Genomic DNA, 16,296 nt, shown 5'->3' with positions numbered 1-16,296 from the left:
GCGATGAAGCTTTTGTTGCAGGGCTTGCGACTAGAGCGGTGTGCCGATCAGCACATTGGACGGCGAGAACTGCACCCGCACCGGTTGTTCGACGCTCAGTTTGCTGGTGCGCAAGTGCAGCGGCTCGGCCAGGGCGCAGAGTGTCTGGCCATTGGGCAGGGCGATGCGCACTTCGCTGGGGCCGTCCTCGGCGTCGAGAATCGCTTCGAGAGTGCCTTCGAGAAGATTGTGACCAGATGTTGCAGCTTGCCCGTTGCCCAACAGTTCGAGCCAGCCAGCCTTGATCAATGCCACCACTTCGGTGCCGGTTTGCAGTTCCAGATGCACGGTGCTGTCATGAGTGATTTGCGCGTCGATGCACAGGCCTTCTGCCAGTTCGAGGCGGATCAGGTCATTGCGGCCCTGAGGCTCGATGCCGAGGACTTTGCCGTGCAGCTGATTGCGAGCGCTGGTCCTGAGCATCAAACGCCCGAGCAGATCCAGATCGCTGGCGTCTTCGGCAGCTTCCAGCACCTGCGCCTGCAAGGCTTGCAGCTTCTGATAAAGACGCAGCACCCGTTCACCTTCGCTGGACAGTTTCGCGCCACCGCCGCCCTTGCCGCCGACAGCCCGTTCAACCAGAGGTTTTTGTGCGAGGTTGTTCAACTCATCGATGGCGTCCCATGCCGCCTTGTAACTCAGGCCTGCGCTTTTGGCGGCGCGTGTGATCGAACCCTGTTCGGCGATGTGTTGCAGCAGGGCGATGCGCTGCGGGCGGCGGACGATGTGCTGGGACAACAGGCTGGGCAGGGACATGTCGGGTGCTTTGTGCTGGGTTGGTGGAGGAGGAAGTTGGCCGCTTGGCGCGTGCGAGTCAAGCCGCGTCGCCAGGTTTCGGTGTGCGGGCCAGGCAGTACACGTCGACCCGCGTGGCGCCGGCGTCCACCAGCAGCCGCGCCAGTGCCTGAGCCGTGGCACCGGTGGTCAGTACATCATCGACCAATGCCAGATGCCGGCCGCGCACATTGGCCTGCGGCAGCAGATTGAAGGCGTTGCGCAGATTGCGCTTGCGCGCCTTGGCATCCAGTGCCTGCTGGGCGTCGGTGTCCTGGATACGTCGCAGGAGATGTTCTTCACAGGGCAGATCCAGTCGCTTGCCGAGCCACCGCGCGAGCATGGCCGCCTGATTGAAGCCGCGTTGCCGCAGACGCTTGTCCGCCAATGGCACCGGCAGCAAGGCATCCGGGCGCGGGAGGTCTTCGTCGAAGCGATGTTGCAGGAATTGCCCGAGAACCTCGCCCATCAGGTTGCCAAAGGGCCATTTGGCGTTATGTTTGAAGCGGGTGATCAGGCTGTCCACCGGAAACCCGTAAGACCAGGGCGCCACCACCTGTTCGAAGGCGGGCGGATTCCTCTGGCAGTCGCCGCAGGTCAGGCCTGCTGCGGGCAGCGGCAATGCGCAAGTCATGCATTGATCGCCCAGCCAGGGCAGGTCGGTTTCGCATGCCGTGCAGAGAGGGGTATCGGTTTCCGCCGGCTCATCGCAAAGCAAGCAGGTTTGGTTATTATTTAACCAGATGTAAACCGATCTATGTTGATGTGGTTGACAGTGCATGGCTCTTCCTTAAATATGCCGAACATCCGTGTCGTGCCTGTGGGTATTGCGTTTCCCCGGGCACAAGCCAAGCATAACCAAGGAATCGCCCATGAGCGCCAGCACCACTGCCACCCTGCGTCACGACTGGACTTTGGCCGAAGTCAAAGCACTCTTCGTTCAGCCGTTCAACGATTTGCTGTTCCAGGCGCAGACGGTGCACCGCGCGCATTTCGACGCCAACCGCGTCCAGGTTTCCACCCTGTTGTCGATCAAGACCGGCGCCTGCCCGGAAGATTGCAAATATTGTCCGCAGTCCGGTCACTACAACACCGGGCTGGAAAAAGAAAAGCTGATGGAAGTGCAGAAAGTCCTCGAAGAGGCTGCCCGCGCCAAGGCCATCGGTTCGACCCGTTTCTGCATGGGCGCCGCGTGGAAGCACCCGTCGGCCAAGGACATGCCGTACGTGTTGAAAATGGTCGAAGGCGTTAAGGCCATGGGCCTTGAAACCTGCATGACCCTCGGTCGTCTCGATCAGGAGCAGACCGAAGCGCTGGCCAAGGCCGGCCTCGATTACTACAACCATAACCTCGACACTTCGCCGGAGTTCTACGGCAGCATCATCACCACCCGCACCTACAGCGAGCGTCTGCAGACCCTGGCCTACGTGCGCGATGCCGGCATGAAAATCTGCTCCGGCGGCATCCTCGGCATGGGCGAGTCCCTCGATGACCGTGCGAACCTGCTGATCCAGCTGGCCAACCTGCCGGAGCATCCAGAGTCGGTGCCGATCAACATGCTGGTGAAAGTGGCCGGCACGCCGCTGGAAAACGCCGACGACGTCGATCCGTTCGACTTCATCCGCATGCTCGCCGTGGCGCGGATCCTGATGCCGCAATCACACGTTCGCCTGTCAGCCGGCCGCGAAGCGATGAACGAGCAGATGCAGGCCCTGGCGTTCTTCGCCGGCGCCAACTCGATTTTCTACGGCGACAAACTGCTGACCACCGCCAACCCGCAGGCCGACAAGGACATGCAGCTGTTTGCACGTCTGGGCATTCAGCCGGAAGCCCGTGAAGAGCACGCCGACGAAGTGCACCAGGCCGCCATCGAACAGGCACTGGTGGAGCAGAAGAGCAGCGAGCAGTTCTATAACGCCGCTGTCTGACCGCCCGTTCTTCTCAGGCGCTGCCTCGGGCGGCGCCTGCTGATTCATTTGCCACCCGTGAGGCTTGCATGTCTTTCGATCTCGCCGCACGCCTTGCTGCCCGTCGTGCCGAAAATCTCTATCGCCGGCGACCGCTGCTTGAAAGCCCGCAAGGGCCACAAGTGGTGGTTGACGGTCAGCCGCTGCTGGCGTTCTGCAACAACGATTACCTGGGCCTGGCCAATCACCCGCAAGTGATCGAAGCCTGGCGTCACGGTGCCTCGAAGTGGGGCGTCGGCGGCGGAGCCTCGCATCTGGTGATCGGCCACAGCGGCCCGCATCACGAACTGGAAGAGGCCCTGGCCGACCTCACCGGCCGCCCGCGTGCGCTATTGTTCACCACCGGTTACATGGCCAACCTCGGCGCGGTCACGGCACTGGTCGGGCAGGGCGATACGGTGCTGCAAGACCGGCTCAATCATGCGTCGCTACTGGATGCCGGACTGTTGTCCGGAGCACGCTTCAATCGTTATCTGCACAACGACGCCGACAGCCTGGCCAAGCGTCTGGAGAAAGCCACCGGAAATACGCTGGTGGTTACTGACGGCGTGTTCAGCATGGACGGCGACCTTGCCGATCTGCCAGCGCTGGCCCGGGAAACCAGGGCCAAGGGCGCGTGGTTGATGGTCGATGACGCTCACGGCTTCGGTCCTCTGGGCGCGAACGGTGGCGGGATCGTCGAGCATTTCGGTCTGAGCCAGGAGGACGTGCCGGTTCTGGTCGGTACGCTCGGCAAAGCGTTCGGTACGGCGGGCGCATTCGTGGCCGGCAGTGAAGAATTGATCGAAAGCCTGATCCAGTTCGCCCGCCCTTACATTTACACCACCAGCCAGCCGCCGGCGCTGGCCTGCGCGACGCTTAAAAGCCTGGAACTGCTACGCAGCGAGCATTGGCGCCGCGAGCATCTGCAAACGCTGATCCGCCAGTTCCGCCACGGCGCCGAACAGATCGGACTGGAACTGATGGACAGCTTCACGCCGATCCAGCCGATCCTGATCGGTGATGCCGGTCGTGCCGTGCGTTTGTCGCAGATGCTGCGCGAGCGTGGACTGATGGTCACCGCGATCCGACCGCCGACTGTGCCTGCCGGCAGTGCGCGGCTGCGGGTCACCCTGACCGCCGCCCACAGTGAGGCGCAGGTGCAACTATTGTTGGAAGGACTGGCCGATTGCTTTGCCCAACTGAAGTCGGAGCCAAGCCATGCGTGATCGATTGATTCTGCTCCCCGGCTGGGGCCTTGGTGTTTCCCCGCTGGAGCCGTTGGCGGCGGCGCTGCGTGGGCTCGATGAACACCTGACGGTGGAGATCGAACCGTTGCCGGAGCTGGAATCCAGTGATCCTGCAGACTGGCTCGACGAACTCGATGAGCGCATTCCCCAGGATGCATGGCTCGGTGGCTGGTCGCTGGGCGGCATGCTGGCTTCTGAACTGGCGGCGCGGCGTGGCGAACATTGCTGTGGCCTGCTGACGTTGGCGAGTAATCCTTCTTTCGTTGTTCATGAACAATGGCCGAGCGCGATGCCGGCGGAAACCTTCGATGCGTTTTTGGCCGGTTGCAGTGCTGACCCGCGCCAGACCCTCAAGCGTTTTTCTCTGTTATGTGCTCAAGGTGCGCAAGACCCGCGTGGCTTGTCGCGGCTGTTGCTCGGCGGAGCGCCGAACACTTCGCCGGCGGCACTGGTGGCAGGTCTGGAGTTGTTGGCACAGATCGATACGCGTAATGCCTTGCAGGTGTTTCGAGGTCCGCAATTGCATCTGTTTGGCGGGTTGGACGGGTTGGTGCCGGCGGAGGCTGCAGGCGAGTTGTTCGCGTTGCTGGCGGATGTCGAAGTCGGGCTGATCGAGCAGGCCAGCCATGCGTTTCTTCTGGAGGATCCCCACGGTGTGGCCGGTGCTATCCAGGCGTTTTTAAGTGAGTGCGGTGATGACTGATTTGTCTGTTGCGGCGTTGCCTGGCGGCTTGCCAGACAAGCGCCAGGTGGCGGCTTCCTTTTCCCGTGCAGCGGCCAGCTACGACAGCGTCGCCGAGTTGCAGCGTGATGTCGGCACGCAATTGTTGAATCGCTTGCCGGTGGGTTTTCTTCCCTCACGCTGGCTGGATCTGGGCTGTGGCACCGGCTATTTCACCCGGGCGCTGGCCGAATGTTTTGTTGATAACGAAGGGCTGGCGCTGGACATCGCCGAGGGCATGCTCAATCACGCCCGGCCTTTGGGCGGTGCCACACACTTTATTGCTGGCGATGCCGAACGCTTGCCGTTGCAGGATTCGACCTGCGATCTGATTTTCTCCAGCCTCGCCGTGCAGTGGTGTGCGGACTTCGAATCGGTGCTCGGCGAAGCCTTCCGGGTGCTGAAACCGGGGGGGATTTTCGCGTTTGCTAGTCTTTGTGTAGGGACGCTGTATGAATTGCGCAACAGCTGGCGTCAGGTCGATGGCCTGGTGCACGTCAACCGCTTCCGCGAGTTCGCCCGCTACGAACAATTGTGCGTGGCCAGTGGTTTGCGCACGGTCAGTCTGGAGAATCGGCCACATGTGCTGCATTACCCGGATGTGCGCAGCCTGACGCATGAACTCAAGGCGCTGGGCGCGCATAACCTGAATCCCGGTCGGCCGGGCGGATTGACCGGGCGGGCGCGGATTCTGGGGCTGATCGAAGCCTACGAGCATTTCCGTCAACCTGCGGGACTGCCGGCGACTTATCAGGTGGTTTACGCCGTGTTGGAGAAACCCTTATGAGCGCAGCCTATTTCATCACCGGAACCGACACCGACGTCGGCAAGACTACCGTGGCCGCCGGGTTGCTGCATGCTGCCAAATCAGCAGGGTTGAGCACGGCGGCGGGCAAGCCGGTGGCGTCCGGTTGTGTCGTGACGCCCAAAGGCCTGCGCAACTCAGATGCTCTGGCATTGCAGGCCGAGTGCTCTTTGCCGCTGACTTATCAACAGGTCAATCCGGTAGCGTTCGAGCCGGCGATCGCGCCGCATCTGGCGGCACGAGAGGCAGGTGTGGCGCTGACCGTGCAATCGCTGCTGGCACCGATGCGCGAGATTCTGGCCATGAACGCCGACTTCACTTTGATTGAAGGCGCGGGTGGCTGGCGGGTGCCTTTGGCGGATCAGGACAATCTGTCGGACCTGGCGATAGCGTTGCAGTTGCCGGTGATTCTGGTGGTGGGTGTGCGTCTTGGGTGCATCAGCCATGCTTTGCTGACGGCCGAAGCGATTGCCCGAGACGGACTGCAACTGGCGGGATGGGTGGCGAACATCATTGATCCGAAGACGTCGCGGCTTGAAGAAAACCTCGCGACACTGGCCGAGCGCATTCCGGCGCCGTGCCTGGGGCGAGTGCCGAAACTCAAGGCCGTGAGCGCCGAGGCGGTCGCCGACCATTTGCAACTGGATCTGCTCGACTGATTTTGGCTATGACAAGGCACTGTGCCATTAGTGTTTTTGACGGGTATTTTTCTGACGCCTCTGGTTCAATGGCAGCCATTGATCCTTCCCAAGGATGAGAGCTCCCATGGAAATCTCCGGAAACACAGCTTTTTATGCAGGTCTGAGCACCATTCAGACCGGGCAGAATCGCGTCGATCAGGCTGCCAGCCAGATCGCCAACAACACCATCGAGCGCTCGGTCACCAGCCAGTCTTCCGAGGCCCAGATCGATCGCCTGCGCGGTGTGGATCGCAGTCAGCAAATGGATCCGGGCAGCGCCATGGCCGAGATGGCCCAGGGCAAGTTTCAAGTGGAGCTGGGCACGAAAGTCGCCAAGGCATCCGATGAAATGCTCGGTACGATCATTGATACGTTTGCCTGAGTTCCGCGCGTACGCGTTTCAAGACTTTCATGAAAAAGAGCGCTCAAGACACTGTTGAGCGCTCTTTTTCATTGTGTGGTCATGATGTCGCCGGGGTCGTGAGCACGCCCAAAACGAGGGGGTTATCGCTCGGTTCAGGTACTAACGAGGATCTGACGGCGACAATCAGCCTTGTGGATGTCTGCATCACGGCGTCTGCTGTGCCACCGGGTAGTGGTAGCCATTGACGTTCAGTATTTGGTGTACCGTCCTCGTTAAAGCGTCGAATGATAATAGAGGCCGGATTTTCCACGCTCCCCACTGTAATGATTCCGCCGTTTTTTTGAATAATGGCTGAATTCCATTGGAGATCTGTGAAGGGTGCATTCGTCAGTACTGGCTCACCGCCATTGAAGGTTTGGTCAAAATTGCCTTCAGCCGTCAATCGCATTAGCAGAGCACTTCGTATGGGACCCGTAACATTGCCTGCAATCCACAACTTCTCACCCATCACGCCAAGCCAGTTCGGAACGGTATTGTGCTGCGGTGAATGTCTGAATTTGAAATAGCCATTTTCACCAAAGGACTTATCGATTTGCCCGTGGCTATCGTATCGAGCTATGACGAGAGTTTCGAAAGCGTTTGTTCCCGTGCTGCCCAGCGCTACGATGTTCCCACTATCCTGGATTTGAACATCTGACACAAAAGTACGCGCCCCTCCAAAGTTCAGATCGATACGACCCGATGTGCCGAAGGTGAGATCATCTGACCCGTCGATATTTAAACGTATCAGCTGGCTGATGAAGTCCGAAGAGTTTGGACTGCCCGTTTGATAAGCGCACGCTATCAGGATTTTGCCGTCGGCTTGAACGCATCCATCAACGAGCTTTTTTTCGAATCTTGGGGTTGTCGTTCCCTGGGGAATGGGCGACAGCAATTTGCGCCCGAACACCAGATCCGGTGTTCCATTGCTATTGAACCTCGTTACACCCGCCAGGCTTGCGTCATCGGAGTATCGTCTGAAAGCGCCCAGCATGAGGATCTTGCCGTCGCTCTGACGCAAAAGCCGGTATGGAGTAAATGAGCCATCGGGACCAAACGGCGCGATGGTCGGGGTAAAGCCCGGGATTTGACGGCCGTCCGCCGTCGCCCTGTCGAATTGAAACTTTCCATCGCTCAATCTGATGGCCAGATTGATGGACTCATCGACATTCAATCCGACGGCGCGGACGTCGCCGAACTGATTTGAAACTGGATGATAGAGTCCGTCTTGGCCAAAGGTGGAATCGAGATCCGGGTTCTTTGCCTGCGCACCAATATGAGATGGGTTAATCATGTCGATCTCCTGATACTGCTCAAGGCTGGGCTGCCTCTTCGCCTGCTCATGAAATCCGCAAATCAGAAGCGTGCCAACTGGCAAAAATGACAGGTTTTATTGGCTTTGGAAGCCATTTCTATATCTTCGAAAGCCAATGGCGGTTTTTGTGTGAAATTCGCTATTCCGAAGGAATGCGTCTCCACTCAGGCATCTTTGGTTAACAAACAAACTGAGAGACGAACGGCAAAAGATCGGCGCTTGACAAGATTTCGGCGTAAACGTATGTTTCAAACAACTGTTTGACCGTCACAACAAATCAATGCGGTCGTTCATTCCCGGTTACATCAGCAGAGGTTTATCGCTATGCCTGACTACAAGGCCCCCTTGCGTGATATTCGCTTCGTACGTGACGAACTGCTCGGCTATGAAGCGCACTATCAGAGCCTTCCAGCCTGCGCAGACGCAACGCCGGACATGGTTGACGCCATTCTCGAAGAGGGCGCCAAGTTCTGTGAGCAGGTGCTGGCGCCGCTGAACCGCGTGGGTGACATCGAAGGTTGTACCTGGAGCGAGTCTGGCGTGAAAACCCCGACTGGCTTCAAAGAAGCCTACAAGCAATTCGTTGAAGGCGGCTGGCCAAGCCTGGCCCATGACGTCGAGCACGGCGGTCAAGGCCTGCCTGAGTCGCTGGGCCTGGCTGTCAGCGAGATGGTCGGCGAAGCCAACTGGTCGTGGGGCATGTACCCGGGCCTGTCGCACGGCGCGATGAACACCATCTCCGAGCACGGCACTCCAGAGCAGCAAGAAGCCTATCTGACCAAGTTGGTGTCGGGCGAATGGACAGGCACCATGTGCCTGACCGAACCTCACTGCGGCACCGACCTGGGCATGCTGCGCACCAAGGCCGAACCTCAGGCCGACGGCTCCTACAAAGTCTCCGGCACCAAGATCTTCATCTCGGCCGGTGAACACGACATGGCCGACAACATCGTCCACATCGTACTGGCCCGTCTGCCGGATGCACCGGCCGGCACCAAAGGCATTTCCCTGTTCATCGTTCCGAAGTTCCTGCCGAACGCCGACGGCACCATCGGTGCTCGCAATGCAGTGAGCTGTGGCTCCATCGAACACAAGATGGGCATCCACGGCAACGCCACCTGCGTCATGAACTTCGACGGCGCGACCGGTTTCCTGATCGGCCCGGCGAACAAAGGCCTGAACTGCATGTTCACTTTCATGAACACCGCACGTCTGGGTACCGCGCTGCAAGGTCTGGCCCATGCCGAAATCGCCTTCCAGGGTGGTCTGAAATACGCCCGCGACCGTCTGCAAATGCGTTCCCTGACTGGCCCGAAAGCGCCGGAAAAGGCCGCTGACCCGATCATCGTGCACCCAGACGTACGCCGCATGCTGTTGACCATGAAGGCATTCGCCGAAGGCAACCGTGCGATGGTGTACTTCACTGCCAAGCAGGTCGACATCGTCAAATACGGCGTGGACGAAGAAGAGAAAAAGAAAGCCGACGCACTGCTGGCCTTCATGACTCCGATCGCCAAGGCGTTCATGACTGAAGTCGGTTTCGAATCCGCCAACCACGGCGTGCAGATTTACGGCGGCCATGGCTTCATCGCCGAGTGGGGCATGGAGCAGAACGTTCGCGACAGCCGTATCTCGATGCTGTATGAAGGCACCACCGGCATCCAGGCACTCGACCTGTTGGGCCGTAAAGTGTTGATGACCCAGGGCGAGGCTCTCAAAGGCTTCACCAAGATCGTCCACAAGTTCTGCCAGAACAACGAAGGCAACGAAGCCGTCAAGGAATTCGTCGCACCGCTGGCTGCACTGAACAAGGAATGGGGCGAACTGACCATGAAGGTCGGTATGGCCGCCATGAAAGATCGTGAAGAAGTCGGCGCGGCCTCCGTGGACTACCTGATGTACTCCGGTTACGCCTGCCTGGCTTACTTCTGGGCCGACATGGCACGTCTGGCTGCCGAGAAACTGGCCGCCGGCACCACCGACGAGGCGTTTTACACCGCCAAGCTGCAAACCGCGCGCTTCTACTTCCAGCGCATCCTGCCGCGTACCCGTACGCACGTGGCGGCCATGCTGTCGGGCGCCAACAACCTGATGGACATGAAGGAAGAGAACTTCTCGCTGGGCTACTAAGCCTCGGTGCGGGTTCCATGAAACCGTCGCTCCTCGGGAGCGGCGGTTTTTTTTTGTCCTGGATTTTCTCGATCGTATCGAACGGAGGATGATTGGGCGCCGCACCCACCAGCGACGATCTCTCAGAGGAAATGGCCGTGGTGTCCATCATGTAGGGCGGTCATCGCGCAAGTTTCATGTTTATCAGGGAAAAAACCTTGATTGAAGGCTCAGAAACCGAGGGATTCAGCCGTTAAAGAGACAACCTGTGATCTGGATCACATTGTGTGTGCCTAACTGGTCACATTGCAGGCACAATGCCATCTCTTTGCCAAGACGGTCGGAGCTTTACCCTTGCCGCGTTCTTCCGCTGTACGTTTCAGTCACTTTTTACCTTCACTGCTGTTGTTGCTTGCGGGGTTGGCGGCTGCGTACGTCAAAGACCTCAACGTGTTCTTCACCTCACTGTTCAACGTGCTGCCAACCCTGGTGCTGTTACTGGGCGGTTCGTATTGCGCGGTCTATCGACGCCAGCGTGAACTGTTTCTGATGGTCACGGTGTACATCGCCTACTTTCTGCTCGACACCCAGACCGACTATTACCGTGACAACGGCAAGGTGCGCGAAGACGCCGCTGTGGTGTTCCATCTGGTCTGTCTGCTGCTGCCGTTGCTGTTCGGTTTGTTCGCGGCGTGGCAGGAACGCACGCATCTGTTCCAGGACATGGTGGCGCGTTTCGCCGTGCTGCTGGCTTTTGGCAGCGTGGCGCTGGGACTCGAGCAAAGTTATCCCCAGGCTCTGTTGATGTGGCTTTCGGAGATCCGCTGGCCGGCTTTGCACGGGGCCTGGATGAGTCTGATCCAGATGTGCTACCCGGTATTTCTTTCGGCGTTCCTGCTGCTGGCCTGGCAATATTGGCGACATCCGCGTCCGCTGCACGCGGCGCAACTGGTGGGGTTGCTCGGGGTGTTCTGGATGCTGCCGAAAACCTTCATTCTGCCGTTCACGCTGAACATCATGTGCAGCCAGGTGATGCTGATGATTGCCGCTGCGGTGGCGCATGAAGCCTATCAAATGGCTTTTCGCGACGAGCTCACCGGTCTTCCGGGGCGTCGCGCACTCAACGAACGCATGCAGCGTCTGGGACGCAACTATGTGCTGGCGATGAGCGATGTCGATCACTTCAAGAAATTCAACGACACCCATGGCCACGACGTGGGTGACCAGGTTTTGCGGCTGGTTGCCAGCAAACTGTCGAAAGTCAGTGGCGGCGGTCGGGCGTATCGCTACGGCGGTGAAGAGTTTGCCCTGGTGTTCGCGGGCAAGACACTCGAGGAATGCATGCCGCACCTGGAAGTCATCCGGGAATCGATTGCGTCCTACAACATCCAGCTGCGCAACCAGGAAAGCCGTCCGCAGGACGATCAACAGGGGCGCCAGCGTCGTGGCGGCTCCGGTGCGTCCAGCGTATCGGTCACGGTCAGTATCGGTGTCGCCGAAAGAGTGGAGCAGCGCACGCCGGAAGACGTGCTCAAGTCCGCCGACCAGGCGCTCTACGCCGCCAAGGGCGCGGGCCGGAACTGTGTGATGGCGTTCGGTCAGAACCGCCGTGGCGCGGTACGTATGGACAGCGCAGCGGGTTGAGCGATGAGGCGCGTTCAACGCCCGGCACTGATAAACAAAAGAGCCCGCTGACTGCGGGCTTTTTTACGGCTAATCTGGTGACCAAAAATAACAAACAAGTCATGGCTTGACCCTATGTGTCGCAAAAGTTGTTGGGTTACACTCGGGCTCAACGAAAACTTCCTTCCACGAATCACCTGTTTTGATCTTTGCGAGGTTTGCCATGGCTGACTATAAAGCGCCGCTGCGCGATATGCGCTTTGTCCTCAATGAAGTGTTCGAAGTCGCCAAGCTCTGGGCCGAACTACCGGCACTGGCCGAGACTGTCGACGCCGAAACCGTCGAAGCCATTCTTGAAGAGGCCGGCAAGGTCACCAGCAAAAGCATCGCGCCCCTGAGCCGCGCGGCCGACGAAGAAGGCTGTCACTGGGCCGAGGGTGCCGTCACCACACCGGCCGGTTTCCCGCAGGCCTATCAGACTTATGCCGAAGGCGGCTGGGTCGGCGTCGGCGGTGATCCGGCCTACGGTGGCATGGGCATGCCCAAGGCCGTGTCGGCCCAGGTCGAAGAGATGGTCAACTCCGCCAGCCTGTCCTTTGGTCTGTACCCGATGCTGACCGCCGGCGCGTGCCTGTCGATCAACGCCCACGCCAGCGAAGAACTTAAAGCCGCTTACCTGCCGAACATGTACGCCGGCATCTGGGCCGGTTCCATGTGCCTGACCGAGCCGCATGCGGGCACCGATCTGGGCATCATCCGCACCAAGGCCGAGCCTCAGGCCGACGGTTCCTACAAGGTCAGCGGCACGAAAATCTTCATCACCGGCGGTGAACATGATCTGACCGAAAACATCATCCACCTGGTGCTGGCCAAGCTGCCGGATGCACCGGCGGGGCCGAAAGGCATTTCGCTGTTTCTGGTGCCGAAGTTCCTGGTCAATGCCGATGGCAGCCTGGGTGCGCGCAACCCGGCCAACTGTGGTTCGATCGAACACAAGATGGGCATCCAGGCCTCGGCTACATGCGTGATGAATTTCGACGAAGCCGTGGGTTATCTCGTCGGCGAGCCGAACAAAGGCCTGGCCGCGATGTTCACCATGATGAATTACGAGCGCCTGGGCGTCGGCATTCAGGGTCTGGCTTCCGGTGAGCGCTCTTACCAGAACGCCATTGAATACGCTCGCGATCGCTTGCAGAGCCGCGCGCCGACCGGCGCGCAGAACAAGGACAAGGTCGCCGACCCGATCATCGTCCATCCGGACGTGCGTCGCATGCTGCTGACCATGAAAGCCTCGAACGAGGGCGGTCGCGCGTTCTCCACTTACGTGGCGATGCAGCTTGATACCGCCAAGTTCAGCGAGGACGCAGCCACCCGTAAACGCGCCGAGGATCTGGTGGCGCTGCTGACGCCGGTGGCCAAGGCGTTCCTGACCGACCTGGGTCTGGAAACCACCGTGCACGGCCAGCAAATCTTCGGTGGTCACGGCTACATTCGTGAGTGGGGTCAGGAGCAACTGGTGCGTGATGTGCGCATCACCCAGATCTACGAAGGCACCAACGGCATTCAGGCGCTGGATCTGGTCGGTCGCAAGATCGTTGGCAGCGGTGGGGCGTTCTACAAACTGTTCGCCGACGAGATCCGTCATTTCACCGCGACCGCGAGTGCCGACCTCGGCGAATTCACCAAACCGCTGAGCGATGCCGTCGATACTCTCGACGAACTGACCTCGTGGCTGCTGGACCGGGCGAAAACCAACCCGAACGAAATCGGCGCAGCGTCGGTCGAATACTTGCAAGCCTTCGGTTATACCGCTTATGCGTACATGTGGGCGCTGATGGCCAAGGCGTCGTTGGGCAAGGAAGCGCAGGACGATTTTTATGCGAGCAAACTCGGCACAGCGCGGTTCTACTTTGCCCGTCTGCTGCCGCGGATTCACTCGTTGAGCGCATCGGTGAAAGCGGGCAGCGAATCCCTGTTCCTGCTGGATGCCTCACAGTTTTGAGGATGTGACGTCATGTAAGCGATCTCTTACATGACGTGCTGCTGTTCTCCCATAGGCGCAGATTGGATCCAGAGCTAATCTACTTTCCATGGACGTAGCGCAGGAAGCGCAAAGCAATAACACGGACACGTAAGGATTCTGCCAGGGTGGCGGAGTGAAATGGATGTCAGGGAAACAGTCTGCAAAACCCCGCTTCGGCGGGGTTTTCTTATGCCCGCAAAAAAGTTTTCAGCCCAACGAATCCAGGGCCGGCGTGCCTTTGAGAGGTTTGTCCTCGCGTTGCATCACTTCTTCCAGCAAGGTCCTGAGCAAGGCCAATGACGCCTGTTGGCGTTGCACATCACGGCACACCAGACCCACCTTCAGCGGTACTCGTGGCTCGCTGATCGGTTTCCACAGCAAATCCTGATCGTCGTATTCCTTTTGTGAGCGCCCGGGCAGCACCGTCGCCAGCCGTGTATGGGGCAGACTGTCGAGAATCCCCACCATGTTGTTCAGCTCTGCCTGCACCTGCGGGCGTCGCCCGAGGCTGGCCAGTTGCGCCTGCCAGATCTGGCGAATCTGGAATTCTTCGCCCAGCAACAACATCGGCAATTCTGCAGCCTGACTCATCGAGACCTTCTTGAACTCCCGCAACGGATGATCTGCCGGGATGACCAGTGTCAGTTCATCTTCATACAACATCACGCCATGCAGCCCCGGCTGGCGCGGCGGCAGATAGCTGATGCCGATATCCAGCGAGCCATTGAGCAGGCGTCGCTCGATCTCCAGTCCCGTTAGTTCATAAATCTGCACCACCAGATGCGGCTGGGCCTTGCGTACCCGTTCGAGCATTTGCGGCACCAGGCTGGTGTGCACGGTTTGCAGCACGCCGATCGCCAGCGTGCGCAGTGCCTGTCCCTTGAAGTTGCCCAATGCCTCGCGAGCCCGCTGCATACCGTCGAGCAATGGCAGTGCATGGTTGTACAACGTGTGAGCGGCCAGAGTCGGCAGCAGGCGTTTACTGCTGCGCTCGAACAGGGTGACGTCGAGATTCTGTTCCAGATGACGGATCTGCTGGGACAACGCCGGTTGAGAGATCGACAGGCGTTCGGCGGCGCGACCCACATGGCCCTCCTCGTAGACCGCGACGAAATAACGCAGTTGTTTGAAATCCATAAGTGTTACTTATCGAAAATACTGGGAAAACGAAATGGCCGTCAGCCGTGAGTGAGCCTAGTCTAACCGCTTCCTCAGGGCTTCAGGGCCGGACAAGGGCGATGATCAGCGTTGTTTTCGATAACGTTTACTTAGGCAGTTCAAAAAGCCTTTCGCGAGGTTTTATTCAATGAGTCTGTTCAGCTTGCGGCGTCAGGCGCCAAGCCTCGATGACCTGGCTTTCGAACCCCACGAGTCGGTGGGCGCTGATAGCCTTAATGCCGAACACCTGATGCCTAGCGTGGAACGCCCGCAGCAGGTTTTCGTTCGTGGTCAAGGCTCCTGGCTTTGGGACAGCAACGACCGCGCCTACCTGGATTTCGCCCAGGCCGGCGGTGCCAACAGCCTCGGCCACAGCCCTTCGGCGCTGGTAAAAGCCATTGCCGGTCAGGCCCAGGCCCTGATCAACCCCGGATTCCATCTGCACAACCGCGGCATGCTCAATCTTGCCGAGCGCCTGTGCGCTGGCACTTCCAGCGATCAGGCGTACCTGCTCAACAGTGGCAGCGAGGCCTGTGAAGCCGCGATCAAACTGGCGCGCAAATGGGGTCAGCTGCATCGCGGCGGCGCGTCGCGGATCATTGTCGCCAGACAAGGCTGCCACGGGCATAGTCTGGCGACGATCTCGGCGTCGGACAGTTGCAACCTGCACAACCGCTTCGCGCCGCTGTTGCCGGGCTTCGATCCGGTGCCGTTCAATGATCTGCCGGCACTGCATGCGGCCGTCGATGCGCAGACCGTGGCGATCATGCTCGAGCCGATCCAGAGCGATGCCGGTGTGATTCCAGCGACCGAGCATTACCTCAAGGGTGTCGAGCGCCTGTGCCGTGAACTGGGGATTCTGCTGATTTTCGACGAGGTGCAGACCGGTATCGGCCGCTGTGGCACGTTGCTCGCCGAACAGTCCTATGGTGTGCGTGCCGATATTGTCGTGTTGGGCAAGGGTCTGGGCGGTGGTGTCCCGCTGGCTGCGCTCCTGGCGCGCGGCAAAGCGTGTTGTTTCAACCCCGGTGAACTGGGCGGAACCCATCACGGCAATGCGCTGATGACCGCCGCCGGCCTGGTGGTACTCGACACTGTGCAGGACCGTACATTCCTCGAGCAGGTCAGGGATAACGGCCAGCATCTGCGCGAAGGTCTCGCCCGTCTGGCGCACCGTTACGAGCATGGAGAGTTGCGTGGACAAGGGCTGTTCTGGGGGCTGACGCTGTCGGAAGACTCTGCCGAAGCCGTCGTCAAAGCTGCGCTCCACGAAGGCTTGCTGCTCAATGCGCCACAAGCCGACTGCCTGCGCTTCACGCCTGCGCTCACGGTCAGCAAGGCCAACATCGACGAAATGCTCCTGCGCCTGGCCCGCGCTTTCTCCCGGGTACGCACTGCGCAACTGCAATGCCGCAAAGGGATTGCCGTTTGAGCTGCAGTTTCCTACCCG

General features: G+C 59.5%; 14 protein-coding genes. 10 read left to right on the top strand and 4 right to left on the bottom strand.

Annotated features, from left to right (window positions below; all coding sequences use genetic code 11):
* Positions 1 to 30: 30 nt before the first annotated feature.
* Together ACK6BI_RS15630 and ACK6BI_RS15625 are read right to left on the bottom strand one after the other, a co-directional pair.
* On the bottom strand, positions 31 to 795 hold the full coding sequence (locus tag ACK6BI_RS15630) for a TOBE domain-containing protein (protein WP_409317768.1): 765 nt from the start codon (positions 793 to 795) through the stop codon (positions 31 to 33).
* Positions 796 to 853: 58 nt separating this feature from the next.
* Entirely contained in the window at positions 854 to 1,594 is a 741-nt protein-coding gene (locus ACK6BI_RS15625; RefSeq protein WP_409317767.1) for a ComF family protein, read from the bottom strand.
* 91 nt (positions 1,595 to 1,685) lie between these two features.
* Here ACK6BI_RS15625 and bioB point away from each other — a divergent pair, with 91 nt between their 5' ends.
* From bioB to ACK6BI_RS15595, 6 genes are all read left to right on the top strand, one after another.
* A complete protein-coding gene (bioB, locus tag ACK6BI_RS15620; RefSeq protein WP_409317766.1) occupies positions 1,686 to 2,741 on the top strand; it encodes a biotin synthase BioB in 1,056 nt (351 codons plus the stop codon).
* Between the two features lie 68 nt (positions 2,742 to 2,809).
* A complete protein-coding gene (gene bioF, locus ACK6BI_RS15615; RefSeq protein ID WP_409317765.1) occupies positions 2,810 to 3,988 on the top strand; it encodes an 8-amino-7-oxononanoate synthase in 1,179 nt (392 codons plus the stop codon).
* The gene (locus ACK6BI_RS15610) at positions 3,981 to 4,712 is read left to right on the top strand and encodes an alpha/beta fold hydrolase (RefSeq protein WP_409317764.1); all 732 of its coding nucleotides are present in this window, start codon (positions 3,981 to 3,983) and stop codon (positions 4,710 to 4,712) included. The genes bioF and ACK6BI_RS15610 overlap by 8 nt, the downstream gene beginning before the upstream one ends.
* Positions 4,705 to 5,517, top strand: coding sequence for a malonyl-ACP O-methyltransferase BioC (gene bioC, locus ACK6BI_RS15605; protein WP_409317763.1), 813 nt, complete (start codon positions 4,705 to 4,707; stop codon positions 5,515 to 5,517). The genes ACK6BI_RS15610 and bioC overlap by 8 nt, the downstream gene beginning before the upstream one ends.
* The gene (bioD, locus tag ACK6BI_RS15600; RefSeq protein ID WP_409317762.1) at positions 5,514 to 6,194 is read left to right on the top strand and encodes a dethiobiotin synthase; all 681 of its coding nucleotides are present in this window, start codon (positions 5,514 to 5,516) and stop codon (positions 6,192 to 6,194) included. Before bioC ends, bioD begins: the two co-directional genes overlap by 4 nt.
* Before the next feature lie 106 nt (positions 6,195 to 6,300).
* Positions 6,301 to 6,597, top strand: coding sequence for a hypothetical protein (locus ACK6BI_RS15595; protein ID WP_011336239.1), 297 nt, complete (start codon positions 6,301 to 6,303; stop codon positions 6,595 to 6,597).
* A gap of 79 nt (positions 6,598 to 6,676) precedes the next feature.
* Here the strand turns inward: ACK6BI_RS15595 and ACK6BI_RS15590 are convergent, their stop codons facing one another.
* Positions 6,677 to 7,912, bottom strand: coding sequence for a hypothetical protein (locus ACK6BI_RS15590; protein ID WP_409317761.1), 1,236 nt, complete (start codon positions 7,910 to 7,912; stop codon positions 6,677 to 6,679).
* A 345-nt stretch (positions 7,913 to 8,257) separates the two neighbouring features.
* Here ACK6BI_RS15590 and ACK6BI_RS15585 point away from each other — a divergent pair, with 345 nt between their 5' ends.
* The 3 genes from ACK6BI_RS15585 (at position 8,258) to ACK6BI_RS15575 (ending at position 13,667) form a co-directional block, all read left to right on the top strand.
* Positions 8,258 to 10,063: a phenylacyl-CoA dehydrogenase gene (locus ACK6BI_RS15585; RefSeq protein WP_409317760.1), complete on the top strand. Its 1,806-nt coding sequence runs from the start codon at positions 8,258 to 8,260 to the stop codon at positions 10,061 to 10,063.
* Positions 10,064 to 10,396: 333 nt separating this feature from the next.
* Complete coding sequence (locus ACK6BI_RS15580; RefSeq protein WP_065259111.1) at positions 10,397 to 11,686, top strand: GGDEF domain-containing protein; 1,290 nt, start codon at positions 10,397 to 10,399, stop codon at positions 11,684 to 11,686.
* Positions 11,687 to 11,888: 202 nt separating this feature from the next.
* A complete protein-coding gene (locus ACK6BI_RS15575) occupies positions 11,889 to 13,667 on the top strand; it encodes an acyl-CoA dehydrogenase C-terminal domain-containing protein (protein WP_409317759.1) in 1,779 nt (592 codons plus the stop codon).
* 228 nt (positions 13,668 to 13,895) lie between these two features.
* Here the strand turns inward: ACK6BI_RS15575 and ACK6BI_RS15570 are convergent, their stop codons facing one another.
* Complete coding sequence (locus ACK6BI_RS15570) at positions 13,896 to 14,825, bottom strand: LysR family transcriptional regulator (protein WP_409317758.1); 930 nt, start codon at positions 14,823 to 14,825, stop codon at positions 13,896 to 13,898.
* Between the two features lie 169 nt (positions 14,826 to 14,994).
* On the opposite strand from ACK6BI_RS15570, the gene ACK6BI_RS15565 reads away from it, so the two are divergent.
* Positions 14,995 to 16,278, top strand: a complete 1,284-nt coding sequence (locus ACK6BI_RS15565) for an aspartate aminotransferase family protein (protein ID WP_409317757.1) — start codon at positions 14,995 to 14,997, stop codon at positions 16,276 to 16,278.
* The last annotated feature ends 18 nt before the right edge of the window (positions 16,279 to 16,296 follow it).

This window comes from Pseudomonas sp. KCJK9016, from assembly GCF_046231795.1.
Classification (GTDB): domain Bacteria; phylum Pseudomonadota; class Gammaproteobacteria; order Pseudomonadales; family Pseudomonadaceae; genus Aquipseudomonas; species Aquipseudomonas bananamidigenes.
Note: the sequence above shows the minus strand (reverse complement) of the source record. Positions and strands in the feature narration are given on the sequence as shown.

Bases quoted from the DNA above. Each gene is read 5' to 3' on its own strand.
- ACK6BI_RS15570 (WP_409317758.1), bottom strand. From the start codon at position 14,825: ATGGATTTCAAACAACTGCGTTATTTCGTCGCGGTCTACGAGGAGGGC.
- bioB (WP_409317766.1), top strand. From the start codon at position 1,686: ATGAGCGCCAGCACCACTGCCACCCTGCGTCACGACTGGACTTTGGCC.
- ACK6BI_RS15625 (WP_409317767.1), bottom strand. From the start codon at position 1,594: ATGCACTGTCAACCACATCAACATAGATCGGTTTACATCTGGTTAAAT.
- bioF (WP_409317765.1), top strand. From the start codon at position 2,810: ATGTCTTTCGATCTCGCCGCACGCCTTGCTGCCCGTCGTGCCGAAAAT.
- ACK6BI_RS15610 (WP_409317764.1), top strand. From the start codon at position 3,981: ATGCGTGATCGATTGATTCTGCTCCCCGGCTGGGGCCTTGGTGTTTCC.
- ACK6BI_RS15630 (WP_409317768.1), bottom strand. From the start codon at position 795: ATGTCCCTGCCCAGCCTGTTGTCCCAGCACATCGTCCGCCGCCCGCAG.
- ACK6BI_RS15595 (WP_011336239.1), top strand. From the start codon at position 6,301: ATGGAAATCTCCGGAAACACAGCTTTTTATGCAGGTCTGAGCACCATT.
- ACK6BI_RS15590 (WP_409317761.1), bottom strand. From the start codon at position 7,912: ATGATTAACCCATCTCATATTGGTGCGCAGGCAAAGAACCCGGATCTC.
- ACK6BI_RS15585 (WP_409317760.1), top strand. From the start codon at position 8,258: ATGCCTGACTACAAGGCCCCCTTGCGTGATATTCGCTTCGTACGTGAC.
- bioD (WP_409317762.1), top strand. From the start codon at position 5,514: ATGAGCGCAGCCTATTTCATCACCGGAACCGACACCGACGTCGGCAAG.
- ACK6BI_RS15565 (WP_409317757.1), top strand. From the start codon at position 14,995: ATGAGTCTGTTCAGCTTGCGGCGTCAGGCGCCAAGCCTCGATGACCTG.
- bioC (WP_409317763.1), top strand. From the start codon at position 4,705: ATGACTGATTTGTCTGTTGCGGCGTTGCCTGGCGGCTTGCCAGACAAG.
- ACK6BI_RS15575 (WP_409317759.1), top strand. From the start codon at position 11,889: ATGGCTGACTATAAAGCGCCGCTGCGCGATATGCGCTTTGTCCTCAAT.